Annotated in this window: 11 protein-coding genes; 3 read left to right on the forward strand and 8 right to left on the reverse strand. The window is 67.7% G+C overall.

Annotated elements, in window-relative coordinates; translation table 11 throughout:
• Positions 1-19: 19 nt before the first annotated feature.
• A complete protein-coding gene (locus EBL85_RS01390; protein ID WP_123141963.1) occupies positions 20-883 on the reverse strand; it encodes a DUF6492 family protein in 864 nt (287 codons plus the stop codon).
• A 492-nt stretch (positions 884-1,375) separates the two neighbouring features.
• Here EBL85_RS01390 and EBL85_RS01395 point away from each other — a divergent pair, with 492 nt between their 5' ends.
• On the forward strand, positions 1,376-2,635 hold the full coding sequence (locus tag EBL85_RS01395) for a hypothetical protein (RefSeq protein ID WP_123141964.1): 1,260 nt from the start codon (positions 1,376-1,378) through the stop codon (positions 2,633-2,635).
• Here the strand turns inward: EBL85_RS01395 and EBL85_RS01400 are convergent.
• The 7 genes from EBL85_RS01400 to EBL85_RS01430 form a co-directional block, all read right to left on the reverse strand.
• Positions 2,630-3,667 carry a glycosyltransferase family 2 protein gene (locus EBL85_RS01400; RefSeq protein WP_123141965.1) on the reverse strand — a complete coding sequence of 346 codons (1,038 nt, stop codon included), beginning with the start codon at positions 3,665-3,667 and terminating at the stop codon, positions 2,630-2,632. The two genes, EBL85_RS01395 and EBL85_RS01400, sit on opposite strands and share 6 nt — an antisense overlap.
• On the reverse strand, positions 3,667-4,869 hold the full coding sequence (locus EBL85_RS01405; protein ID WP_123141966.1) for a glycosyltransferase: 1,203 nt from the start codon (positions 4,867-4,869) through the stop codon (positions 3,667-3,669). The genes EBL85_RS01400 and EBL85_RS01405 overlap by 1 nt, the downstream gene beginning before the upstream one ends.
• A 75-nt stretch (positions 4,870-4,944) precedes the next feature.
• Complete coding sequence (locus EBL85_RS01410; RefSeq protein WP_123141967.1) at positions 4,945-5,946, reverse strand: exopolysaccharide biosynthesis polyprenyl glycosylphosphotransferase; 1,002 nt, start codon at positions 5,944-5,946, stop codon at positions 4,945-4,947.
• 557 nt (positions 5,947-6,503) lie between these two features.
• Positions 6,504-8,729, reverse strand: a complete 2,226-nt coding sequence (locus EBL85_RS01415; protein ID WP_123140481.1) for a copper-translocating P-type ATPase — start codon at positions 8,727-8,729, stop codon at positions 6,504-6,506.
• Between the two features lie 20 nt (positions 8,730-8,749).
• Entirely contained in the window at positions 8,750-9,007 is a 258-nt protein-coding gene (locus EBL85_RS01420; RefSeq protein ID WP_190288018.1) for an SHOCT domain-containing protein, read from the reverse strand.
• 222 nt (positions 9,008-9,229) lie between these two features.
• On the reverse strand, positions 9,230-9,520 hold the full coding sequence (locus EBL85_RS01425) for a hypothetical protein (RefSeq protein ID WP_123140482.1): 291 nt from the start codon (positions 9,518-9,520) through the stop codon (positions 9,230-9,232).
• Between the two features lie 481 nt (positions 9,521-10,001).
• On the reverse strand, positions 10,002-10,397 hold the full coding sequence (locus EBL85_RS01430) for a hypothetical protein (RefSeq protein WP_123141968.1): 396 nt from the start codon (positions 10,395-10,397) through the stop codon (positions 10,002-10,004).
• A gap of 275 nt (positions 10,398-10,672) precedes the next feature.
• On the opposite strand from EBL85_RS01430, the gene EBL85_RS01435 reads away from it, so the two are divergent.
• Both EBL85_RS01435 and EBL85_RS01440 read left to right on the forward strand, forming a co-directional pair.
• A complete protein-coding gene (locus EBL85_RS01435) occupies positions 10,673-11,350 on the forward strand; it encodes a heavy metal response regulator transcription factor (RefSeq protein ID WP_123141969.1) in 678 nt (225 codons plus the stop codon).
• Entirely contained in the window at positions 11,347-12,765 is a 1,419-nt protein-coding gene (locus EBL85_RS01440; RefSeq protein WP_148040503.1) for a heavy metal sensor histidine kinase, read from the forward strand. Before EBL85_RS01435 ends, EBL85_RS01440 begins: the two co-directional genes overlap by 4 nt.
• Positions 12,766-12,772: the final 7 nt, after the last annotated feature.

Raw genomic sequence — 12,772 nt, forward strand, 5'->3', positions numbered from 1 at the left:
CTTGGGCGACTCCTTTCGCTCATTCGAGCTGACCCAGGATTCTCGCATAATCCGCCGGCTCTATCCCGAGATTGGACTGGATCAGTACGGCGGGATAGCGATCCGGGATATCCCGCAGGAATCCCAGCAGATCCTCTCGGCTGGCGATGGGGTGATGCCATGAGCAGTAGCTGAGCTCGGCGTCGGTGAGGAAGTGCCCCGAGCGCGACCCGAGCACGTGCTCGGCGAAGATGCCATAGAGTTCGTACTCGGAGAAATCCAGCGTATTGGCCAATACCGCCTGCCAGGGGCGTCCGGCCTGCGCGGCGATCCGCGAGGTGAGCTGCTCGATGGTCTCGCGCCGCCAGACGACGAGCTGGCTGATGTAGTCGTGCTGCTGGAATCCCTCCCCGGTGAGCCCGAAGAGCTTGCCGGCGAAGCGATACCAGGCGCGGTGCCTGGGATCGGCCACGTCCTCGGGCTTGCGCGGACCGGCATAGAGCCTGGCTCGGCCCTGTGCGTCGAGCACGTCGGCGCAGTCGAAGGGACGGATGAAGACGACGTCCGAGTCGGCGAAGACGAAGAGGTCGGCAGCGGTGGCCTCGGCGACCGAGAGCTTGACGATCTGTTGCAGGATCCAGCCGCGCACCGGCAGTCCGCGCAGATTCAGCCACCACTTGCGGCTGAACGGGATCTTGTGCAGCCAGCCGGGCAGGATCTCCTCCTTCAGCAACAGCCGCGTGCGCGGTGTGACGAGCCTGGCGAAGAGCGCCTGGTCCTGACGATCGACGATGATCAGGTGCTCGTCATGACCGCAGAGGAAACGCTCGACGCTGTCGCAGAGGATTCGACAACGGTCGAAATCCGGGGCATAGCTGGGTGTGATCAAGGCGATCCTGGACATGTCTCTCCTCATGGCTCGATCGAACGGGTGACGATGGATAAAACGCCCCCCGAAACGGTCTCGACTCGATGCGGCGGGTCTCGGATATCGGCAGGGCTATCGCATCAAGGGTTCCTGGTTTTTCATTCAATACATTGATGTGTCCAACCCCTGTGGCCACCTGTGGAGACAGCCCCGGAGGATCGAGCAGTGGCCGGGCGGGGCGTGATCGACCGGCGTCTGGTCAGGGGCAATGGGTCTCCGGTCGCGGCGATCGCACGGTCTGCGTGTCGCTGACCGACGAGGCGGTCATCCAGCGGCATTTGCACATGTCCTGGCGCGATCGCCCTGCGGATTCCGGTCGTCAGGATTAGACTCGGCGCCAGGAATGTCGCGATCCCCAATAGCGCATCGATCGTCATGCGGACGCGACTCGCCAGGATGTCACGACCCGCCCCCGTCTCACCCCTGGTTTTCGTACGCAACGTCGTGTAAAGCACAGTGCCAAACTCAGTGCGACTCTCGGTCAAGAGCATCGTCGGTTTCCTGTTCATCCTGATCTTCTTTGCCGGCTATCAGGGCGGAAAGTATTTCGCGAACAACAGGTTTCAGGAGGTCGGGCTGGCACTGACCTTCCTGCTCTTCTTTTACGGTGCGGTCTTCACCGCGCTCACCGATCGAACCATTCGCTGGTCGTGGTGGTTCTGGTCGGCGCCCCTGATCGTCGGCTATGTGATGCTGAGTGCATCGGCCGCATTCGCCCTCAATGCGGGGGTCTCCATCATGCCGAGCCTCTTCGCCTCGCGTGAGTTCCTGATCCTGTTTCTGGCGCCGACCCTCTATTTCCTCTACAGGCTCGGCTTCCCGGTCGAGGAGATGCACAGGCTGTTCGTCGTCAGCCTCATCATTATCATCCTCAATTACATCATCAGCTATCACAGGGTCGATCTGGAGGCTGCCTATTTTTCCGCCGGTTACATGTCCTATCTGGTCACCTATGATGAATGGCGCGGCTATCGGCTCAAGCCGCCGACCTTCGCCCTCATCATCCTGACTTGTTATGCATCGATCCGTCTTTTCCAGGATCGAAGTCTGCTGAGAAAGGTCCTGTGGGTCGTCCCGCTTCTGCTCGTCGGCTATGTCTGGTCGCTGATCATGGCCCGTTCGCAGATGGCGACGGTCGCCATGGCCATGCTGCTCTATCCGATCTTTCTCAGCCGTCCGAACCGCGCCAATCTGCTGGTGCTGGTGGTGCCGGTCGGGCTCATTGTGCTGCTGGCCGCCGGTTCGACGCTGGTCGATGCCTTCATGAACGCCGAGGGCGCGGACGTCCGCGCCAAGGCCTATGTCATCGCCTGGCAGACGGCGCTGGAGCATCCAATCATCGGGTTCGGCCAATCGAGCGGCTACAGCAAGACCTATCAGGATGTCTTCGGTCCCAAGTTCTTTCCGGACGATCTCGGGATCGTCGGGACGGCCTTCAAATACGGCTTCCTCGGGGTGTTTCTCTATCTGTTCGCCAATTTCTATGTGCTGTTCCGCCTGATCAAGACCAACTGGTATTACCGAAAGCGGCACGGTGTCCATCATCCCCTGATCTGGTCGCTGTTGATGATGATGACCGCGCTCACGCTGAACCTGATCCTCAATCCGGGGCTGGCCTATATGCAGGGGCTGACCACGGCGGCCTTCACCGTCGGGATCACCGCCTGTCTGTACGAGGACATGGGGCTGGTGCCGCGAGCGCGGCGTGTGGTCGCCAACACCTCATAGCGCCTTGAATCGGCGTTTGCCGAGCAGGATTGCGAGGATCAGCCAGCACTTGTCCCACTGACCGCGCCGGGCGCGGCGCAGGGCCTGAACGATCGACGACAGATAGACGCTCGGCAGGCCCAGCGGAAAGTGTTTCCGGGTGATCCGGAGCTTGTTGCGAAAGATGTAGAAGTCCGATCGGAGCGTCGAGGTGCGTTCCCCCGTCGGCGTCCCGACGCTCCGGCCCTCCTTGTGATAGAGACGAGCGTCGTCGGCGTAGCAGAGCGCATATCGCCCCCTGGCCTCCAGCACCCAGTCGATCTCCTCGTAATAGAGGAAATAGCGCTCGTCCATGAGTCCGACCTCGTCGAGATAGCATCCGGGCAGCAGCCAGGAGCAGCCGACGATGTAGTCCAGGCGCCGCTCGTAGGCGGCGGGGTCGACCGGCGTCTCGTCGGGCAGGAAGCGGCCGAGGGACTGCGAGGCGATCGCCGTCCAGCGGTTGAAGCGGCTGCCGCCGAGCGCCTGCACGACCCCGGGGTCGTCGTAGAAGAGCACGCGCGAGCCGCAGGTGGCGGGGCGCGGCTCGCGCTCCAGGCGACGCACCATGTTGGCGAGACAGTCCGGCTCCACCACGGTGTCGTTGTTCAGCAGCCAGACATAGTCCGCGTCGCCGCGCGCCCGGACGTGGCGCAGACCGACGTTGTTGCCACCGGCGAAGCCCAGGTTGTCGCCGGTGTCGACCAGCAGCAGGGGCGGGTCGGTTGCCAGCTCTGCGCGCTCGGCGCTCGCTCGGTCGATGCGGGCAAAGTCGATCGGTTTCGGGAGCGGCGGATCGCTCAGACGGCGCAGCGGCGAGTCCGCCGGCGGGCAGAAGGGCGCGCGGCCCGATGCCCAGTCCGCCAGCCGTTCGAGCGAGCCGTCCGCCGAGGCGTTGTCGCAGAGCACCACGCGGTAGTCGTCGTAATGCTGGCGGAAGACGGACTCCAGACATTCGATGCTGTCGGCCCAACCGTTCCAGTTGACCAGGACGATATAGACCTTGGCGCTCATCACCGGCGTCCTCCGAGCAGGGTGTCGAGTTCGCGCTGCATGTCGCGCAGCAGCGGCCCCCAGCTGTAGCTCTCCTCGATCAGCGCGCGGGAGGCGCTGGCCATCGCCTCCCAGCGCGCGCGGTCGGTGAGCAGGGTGTCGATCGCAGCGATCGTCTCCGGGGCGGTGTCGGCGATGGCGGCATGGCGCATGTGCTCGACCTCCAGCCCCTCGCTGCCGACCGAGGTCGTCACCGTCGGCAGTCCGCGTCCCATGCCGCTCAGGACCTTGACCTTGATGCCGGCGCCGAAGCGCAGCGGGGCGATGAAGACGCGGCTGCGCTGGAACAGGGGTTCCAGGTCCGCGACGAACCCGAGCAGCTCGATCCTGGGGTCCGCCGCCGCGGCGCGCCGCAGTCTGGGGTCGGGATTCCTGCCGGCGATCTGAACGCGCGCGTCCGGGTGCCTCCGTCCGACCTCAGGCCAGACCGTCTCGAGGAACCAGAGCAGTCCGTCGACATTCGCCTCCCAGGTCAGGGTGCCGACATAGAGCAGGATGGGCCGGGTGCTGGCGTAGTCGAGCGGCGGCCGACCCAGGGTCGTTTCGTCGCCGAGGTGATAGGTCACGCGGCACTTTGCGCGATCCGCGCCGGCCTCGACCAGGCTGTCGATGTCGTTGGGCGAGGCGAAGACCAGATCGGCGCGGCGGCAGGCCGCCAGCTCGTAACGGCGCACCCGCAGAGATTCCAGATGGCTCGCCAGGCGCATCGCCGGGTTGGCGCCGGTCTCGGCATAGCGCTTCCACATCAGGAAATAGGCGTTGTGCTCGTGCAGGACGACCGGCCCGGCATAGTCCCTGGGGACGTATTGGAAGACCTCGTAGTGGTCGCAGAAGATGAGGTCGTAGCGCGGGGCGATGGCGCTGATCGTGCGCGCGAGCGGCTCGGAGCGCGTGCGCAGCACGTTGAGCGGGATGCGCCGGAGGTAGCTGGCGATGAGCGTGCGCGCGGTGCGCGGGACCTTGACCGGCGCGCTGACCAGCTCGGCGAGCCGCGCCTGGCGTCGGAAGTCCGCCACATGGGCCTCGTCGTCGCCCTTGAGCGCGCAGGCCAGTCCGAGATCGGCGTGCGCGCCCAGGTGTTCGACCAGCTTCCAGCTCTTGATGCGGCCACCGCTGTGCGGCGGGTAGGGCAGTTCCGGGGTGAGAAAGAGGATCGAGGGCATGGAACGGTCTCCCTGGCTGGGCCGCCTCTGTGCCGGTCGCCGTGTACAGGTGGGGCTCCTGTCGCGACAGGACTGCTACATGGCACCGCTGTCCTTGTTGAAGACGACGAGGATGGTCTTGAGCATCAGCTTGATGTCATACCAGAGGCTCCAGTTGCGCTGATAGCGCAGGTCGAGCCGGATGATGTCCTCGAAGCTCTTGATCGACGAGCGACCGTTGACCTGCCACTCGCCGGTGATGCCCGGTTTGACGTCGAGCCGGCGCCACTCGGGGACGTCGTACTGGTCGATCTCGTCCGGGGTCGGCGGGCGCGTGCCGACCAGGCTCATGGAGCCCTGCAGCACGTTCCAGAACTGCGGCAGCTCGTCCAGGCTGGTGCGGCGCAGAAAGCGCCCCACCCTGGTGATGCGGGGGTCGTTCTGCGCCTTGAAGATGGCCCCCTCGGCCTCGTTCCGGATCTCGCCCTTGCGCGCCTCGGCATCCGGGACCATGGAGCGGAACTTCCACAGCTTGAAACGTCTGCCCATCCAGCCGCAGCGGGTCTGGTTGAACAGGATGGGGCCGGGGCTGTCGCGCTTGATGGCGATCGCGATGGGGATGAAGAGCAGGGCGGTGATGCCCAGGCCGATGAGCGAGCCGAGGACGTCGATGACGCGCTTTGCCTTGGAACGGACCGAGGGGTGGGTGACCGGCAGGAGACCAGCATCGACTGTGCTCTCTTCCTCCCGGCTCGAGCCGTCCGACTCGATCGTCAGCACCTTGTCGAGTCCGGTCATGGCCAGCACGGACCTGACCTCCGGGCGGAGTTCGGTGACGACGAGTGCGACGCCGCTGGCCTGGGACATCTTCATGCAACTGGCCAGTGCGCCGATCCCGCTGCTGTCGAGGAAGCTGGTCCTGGAGAAGTCGAGCACCAGCTTCATGGGGCGCTCGGACGCCTCGCAGAGCGTACGGACGGCGTTTCGAAAGGGCACGGCTTCGACGACCGACAATTCCTTCGAAACGAGGACCCTGCAGATGCCGTCGCCGGTCGAGACCGGAAATCCATTGCTCTGATCGCCATCTTGAGTTTGCATCGTATCCCTATTGATTCTATCGGTAACGATTGAACAACGTGATGCGTCCTGTCTCTATTGTGAAACCAACAAATAGCTGTAATCCCGCAAGGAGAGACCTGAAGGGCGCACTCGGCACCCGGCTGGATCAATCCATGATTGATTTGGTGGCTTGGCGGAGCAGTGCAAGAGCAGCGCATCGGCGCGATGCGTCAGAACCTGCCGGTTGGTGTCGATCCGGCGGTGCGCGGCGCGCCTTGCGGCGGTGTCGCCGGCGATCGGGGGAGACTGCAATCGCGTTCGGGCCTCTGATCGCGCGTCCGCCGGCGCAAGGTTCGAGAAGGCGATCCCGGGGTGTTCCGGGCTGGCGTCGGATCCCCGTCTACATTACCGCCTGGTGCGACACAAGATCCGTTCGGTGCCTTTCGATCGGTGCGCGGATTGCGCCAGGCGGGATGGTTTCGGGGCCATCCTCGAATGGCGGGAGAGACCTTCCCGGTCACCGCATCCTGCGCCCGATGCGCCTGCCCCGCGGCAATCGCGCCAATCCCGGCGCATGTCTCAGCTCCCTGCGCATGTCACAGCCGCTCCCGGCTCAGCCGCAGCGCGTTGGTGATCACCGACACCGAGCTGAAGCTCATGGCGGCCGCGGCGATCATCGGCGAGAGCAGCAGCCCGAAGAACGGATAGAGCGCGCCGGCGGCGATCGGCACGCCGAGGCCGTTGTAGCCGAAGGCGAACATCAGGTTCTGGCGGATGTTGCGCAGGGTGGCGTGCGAGAGTTGGCGGGCGCGGGCGATGCCGCGCAGATCGCCCTTGACCAGGGTGATGCCGGCGCTCTCCATGGCGACGTCGGTGCCGGTGCCCATGGCGAGGCCGACCTGGGCCTGGGCCAGCGCCGGGGCGTCGTTGATGCCGTCCCCGGCCATGGCCACGATCCGCCCCTCGGCCTGTAGCTCCTTGACGATCGCGCCCTTGCGTTCGGGCCGCACACCGGCCTCGAAGCGTGCGATGCCGAGCTGCTCGGCGACCGCTGTGGCGGTGGCCCGGTGGTCGCCGGTGAGCATGATCACCTCGACGCCCTCGGCGGCCAGTACCGCGAGCGCCTCGGGGGTGGTCGACTTGATCGGGTCGGCCACGCCGAGCAGACCGACCGCGCGGCCGTCGAGCGCCACCAGCATCACCGTCTGCCCCTGTCCGCGCCGCGTCTCGGCCGCCTCCCGGAGCGGACGTCCGTCGATGCCCAGCCCCTCGAGCAGTGCCGCGGTGCCCACCGCCACCATGCGTCCCGCGACCCGGCCGGTGACGCCCTGGCCGGTGTGGGAGGCGAAGTCCTCCGGCGGTTCGAGCGTGAGTTCGCGCGTCTGGGCGCCGCGCACGATGGCGGCGGCCAGCGGATGTTCGCTCGCCTGCTCCAGACTGGCGGCCAGGCGCAGCAGCTCCGCCTCATCGAATCCGTCCGTGGCCTCGACCGAGACCAGACTCGGGCGCCCCTCGGTGAGGGTGCCGGTCTTGTCGATCACCAGGGTGTCGACCTTGCTCATCAGTTCGAGCGCCTCGGCGTTCTTGACCAGGATGCCGAGCCCCGCGCCGCGTCCGGTGGCGACCATGATGGAGATGGGCGTGGCCAGTCCCAGGGCGCAGGGGCAGGCGATGATGAGCACCGCCACCGCGTTGACCACGGCATGGGCCAGACGCGGCTCCGGTCCCCACAGCGACCAGACGCCGAAGGTGATCAGCGCGACCAGTACCACCGCCGGCACGAACCCGCTCGCGACCCGGTCGGCCAGTCCCTGGATGGGCGCGCGCGAGCGTTGCGCCTCGCTGACCAGCGCGACGATCCGCGCCAGCAGGGTGTCGCCGCCAACCTGCTCGGCGCGCATCACCAGGGCGCCGGTCTCGTTGAGCGTGGCGCCGATCAGCCGGTCGCCGGCCTGCTTGGGCACGGGGACGGGCTCGCCGGAGATCATCGACTCGTCGACCCGGCTGCTGCCCTCCAGCACCACCCCATCGACCGGGATCTTCTCGCCGGGGCGCACCCGCAGCCGGTCGTCTCGGGCGATCCGATCCAGGGGGACGTCCTCCTCGGTCCCGTCCGGGCGAATCAGGCGGGCGGTCTTGGGCGCCAGACCGAGCAGGAGTTTGATGGCGTCGTTGGTGCGTGAGCGCGCGCGCAGCTCCAGCACCTGTCCCAGCAGTACCAGGGTGGTGATGACCGCGGCGGCCTCGAAATAGACCGCGACCGTGCCGTCGGCGCGGCGCATGAGCGCGGGAAAGAGCTCGGGCAGCAGCAGTGCGATCAGGCTGTAGGACCAGGCGACGCTGACGCCGAGCCCGATCAGGGTGAACATGTTGAGATTCCAGGTCACGAGCGAGCGCCAGCCCCGCGCCAGCAGCGGCCAGCCGCCCCAGAGCACCACGGGCGTGGCGAGGAACAGCTCGATCCACTGCACCTGGCGCATGGTGACGCCGGCGGGGAGCCACTGCGGCGCCAGGTCGGCGAGCATGGCCAGCACGAAGAGCGGCAGGGCGAGGGCCGTGCTCACCCAGAACCGCCGGGTCATGTCGGTGAGCTCGGGGTTGGCCGTCTCCCCGGGCGCGGCGGTGCTCGGCTCCAGCGCCATGCCGCACTTGGGACAGTCCCCGGGGTGGTCCTGGACCACCTCGGGGTGCATCGGGCAGACGTATCGGGTGTGGGCGGGCGGCGCCCCGACGGACTCCAGCGCCATGCCACACTTGGGGCAGTCTCCGGGGTGGTCCTGGACCACCTCGGGGTGCATCGGGCAGGTGAAGGTCTGGCTCATTCGATTCCCCCGTTTCGAGTTCAGTGATCCGCGCCGGTCATGCGCGTGTCCCGAGTCAGCTGCTTGCGCTTGCGCCCGTATTCCTCGGCATCGATCTCGCCGCGGGCGAAACGCGCGTCGAGGATCTCGCGGGCGCTGCGCTCACCGCGGTTCGTGGCCGGTCCCCGTCCCGAGAGGCCCCGCACCAGCCAGACGATCCCCAGGATCAGCAAGCCCCAGAACAGGACCATGCCCAGCCCGTGAATCCCGACGCCCGCGCCAAATCCGCTGCCTATCATGGTGATCTCCTCCGTTTCGAGTGGTGTCGCGGAGCGACGACCGGACGATGGCCGCCCGCTCCAGTCGGTGTGTGACGGCGCGCCGCCACCGGCCTTCGCCTGATTCGCCCATCGCCCCGGGCGCGCTGCGCCGGGGTGAGCATGGCCCGAAGGGTGGCGGTCGCAGGGGCCGCGGGCACGGCGCGGGAGCAGGGAGCCGCACGCCTCGACGGCCAGCCAACCTCAGGGCGCGATGTCGGGGCTGGAGAGGCCCTGATAGGCGTCGAACGATGCCCTTTCGGCCCGCGCCGAGGCATCTGCCCGCTGCGGCACTGGGGAGATGTCCGGGCTGGACATTCCCTGGTGGAAGTCGAAGGGCGCCTGGTCCGATCCGGCCCGGGCGGTCTGGACCACCGGCTGGGGATGTCCGACCTCGAGGTCCGGGTTGCCGGTGCCGAAGGCGCCATAGCTGTGCCCGGCGGATGCCTGGCCGGCGAGGAGCGCGAGCGTGAGTGCGGTCAGTTGAGTCTTCATCGGGTTTAGCCCCTTGCGATTGCAGACGAGATGAACAGGTGTCCCGGATGTCCCGTGATGGCCGATGGCCCAGGGTCAACGTCCTGTCGTTGGGGAACAGTCTGCCGCTCGGTCGCAAACGCGCGGATGACGCGAGCATGACAAGGTTGTCATCGAGCCGCCGCGGGGCGGGGCGCGAGGATCGCTGCGGGAAACCGGCGGCGCGCCGGTTGCGCCTGCGCGCGGGTGCCTGTCGCGCGGGCGGGGCCCGTCATCGGTGTGGGGCCGGGGCGGGTGTGCGGTCGACTGGTGGGGAAGGGGCGTGTTGCTCGGGGCCGGGGTGTCAGGATGAGCCGTGCCCGCCGGGCACGGCGTGGTCACGCGGACATCGTTCCGCCCGAGCCCGATCCCGTGCGTCGGGCCGGGCGCGAGCCCGGGTCGCTCGGCGCGACTCAGTGCCGCCGGGCGACTGGACGCGGTATCGCCTCCGCCCGCACGGCGATCACTCGGAGGCGCCCGCTCCCGCGTGGTCGTGAGGTCCCCGTCCGGCGCCGGATGGTCCCATGTCGCCCGACATGCCGCCCGACATCATGTCCATGTGGCCGCGCTTCTGCACCATGTTGCATCCGCTCATGGCGGTCGACATCTGGTCCATGTTGGCCTGCATGTCGTGCATCTGTTGCTGCATCAGCGCCATCCGCTTGCCGGGGTCCTGGGTGGCGCGGATCGTCTGCATCCGTTCCTGCATCGCCGTCATTCGTTGCATCATGGCGGGCATCTGCGCGGCGGGCGCGGCGCTCGCCGCCGTGGCGCTCGCCTCGGCCGCGGCAAGTCCGGGCAGCATCAGGACGGTGGTCAGCGCGAGGCCAGTGGGGGTGATACATCGGAATGCGTTCATCGGTCTCTCCCGAGGTCTCATAGGATGGAAGCCGAGCGGTGCGCGGTCTGTCGTCCGGGCCGCGGCGCCGTCTCGTCGTGCGGGGCTCGCCCCGGACATGACCGGCGTCCCTGATCGAGCGGCCGGTCATCGTCGTCTCAGAGTCTTGGACGCGACCCCGCACAACGCCATGACAGGAGGATGACAAGGCTGTCATCGAGCCTTGGACGCATCCGGACGGACCCCGCCGCGTGCCCGCAACGGCCCGCGGCGCCGCGTCACAGATCGGAGAGACGATGAAGATTTTGATTGTCGAGGACGAGCCGAAGACCGGGAGCTACTTGCGTCAGGGCCTCGGAGAGGCCGGCTACGTGGTGGATCTGGTCGACAACGGCTTCAATGGGCTCCACCAGGCCGAGAGCGGCGAGTACGATCTCGTCGTGCTGGACGTGATGCTGCCCGGTCTCGATGGCTGGCAGGTGCTCCAGGGGCTGCGTCGCGGCCATCCGCATCTCGCCGTGCTCTTCCTGACCGCGCGCGATCAGGTCGAGGATCGCGTCAAGGGGCTCGAGCTGGGCGCCGACGACTATCTGGTCAAGCCCTTCGCCTTCGCCGAGCTGCTCGCCCGCGTGCGCACCCTGCTGCGCCGCGGCCGCGCGCCGAGCGAGCCGTCCGTGCTGCGGGCCGCCGATCTGGAGGTCGATCTGCTGCGTCGCCGGGTGACGCGCGCGGGGCAGCGCATCGAGCTCACGGCCAAGGAGTATGCCCTGCTCGAGCTCTTCCTGCGCCGCCGTGGCGAGGTGCTGCCGCGCTCGCTGATCGCCTCGTCGGTGTGGGACATGAACTTCGACAGCGACACCAACGTCGTCGACGTGGCGGTGCGCCGACTGCGCCTGAAGATCGACAACGACTTCGAGCCGCGTCTCATCCAGACCGTCCGCGGCATGGGCTACGTCCTGGACGTGCCGGCGTGAGGGCCCCGTCGCTGACCGTCCGGCTGAGCCTGCTGTTCGCGCTCTCGACCACGGCGCTGCTGGTCGGGCTCGGGTGGACGCTGGAGCGGGCGGTCGCGGCGCACTTCCGCGCCCTCGATCGCGAGGATCTCTCGGGCAAGCTCGCGCTGGTGCAGCGTCTGCTGGGCACCACGGAGACGAGGTCCGCCCTGAAGAAACGGCTCGAGGACATCGTCATCGGCCACCCCGACATGGTGTTGTGGGTGCGCACGGCAGAGGGTGAGCTGATCTTCGAGCGCCGCGCCGGCCTGTTGCCGAGCAACACCTTCGAGCCGGGCGAGGCCGCGCCGCCGTCGCGCGCGGCGGGCGACCCGCCGCGCTGGCTCCAGTGGCGGCGCGGTCCGTACGGCTTTCGCGGGGTGCTCGTCGAGCTGCCGCTGGGGCCGCGGGGAGGCGAGTCGGCATGGGTGGCCATGGGCATCGATATCGGCCATCACCAGCGTTTCATGGCGAGTCTGCGCCATGTCCTGGGACTCTCCGTCGCGCTCACCGCCGTCGCCGCCGCCGGGCTCGGCTGGGGAGCGGTGCGCATGGGTCTGCGTCCGCTGCGGCGCGTGACCTCGCACGTCGCCACGCTCGACGCGAGCCGTCTCGACGCGCGTCTGCCCGAGGCCGGCGTGCCGGTCGAGATCAAGGTCCTGGTGGATGACTTCAATAACATGCTGGCGCGTCTCGAAGAGAGCTTCCGGCGCCTGTCGGACTTTTCCGCGGACGTCGCCCACGAGCTGCGCACGCCCCTCTCCAACCTGACGCTGCAGACCCAGGTGGCGCTCGGCGTCGTGCGCGAGCCCGAGCAGTATCGCGAGATCCTCTATTCGAGCCTGGAGGAATACGAGCGGCTCGCGCGCATGATCAACGACATGCTGTTCCTCGCCCAGGCCGACCACGGGCTGCTGCGGCCGGGGACGACGGTCGTCGATCTGGCCGATGAGGCGCGCGCGCTGTTCGAGTACTTCGAGGCCTGGGCGGAGGAGCGCGGGGTCGGTCTGGAGCTGGCCGGAGAGGCGCAGACGTGCGGCGACCCCTCGATGTTGCGCCGCGCGCTCAGCAATCTGCTGACCAATGCCATTGGCCATACCGAGGCGGGCCGGTCGGTGCGGATCGAGCTGGGGCACGAGCGCGACGCGGTCTGTGTCAGGGTGGAGAATCCCGGTCCGGACATCCCCCCGGAGCAGCTCTCGCGCCTGTTCGACCGCTTCTATCGCGCCGATCCGGCGCGTACCCGCCACAGCGAGGGCGGTGGCCTGGGGCTGGCCATCGTCAGGTCCATCGCGCAGGCGCACGGCGGCACCGCGCGCGCATCCTCACAGGGCGGGCTGACCCGCTTCGAGTTGCGCCTCGGGCGTGCCGATCGTGAGACGTCCGCGGGCACCTGAGCCGCCG

Origin of the sequence: Marichromatium sp. AB32, from assembly GCF_003718675.1 — a bacterium.
Lineage (GTDB): Bacteria > Pseudomonadota > Gammaproteobacteria > Chromatiales > Chromatiaceae > Marichromatium > Marichromatium gracile.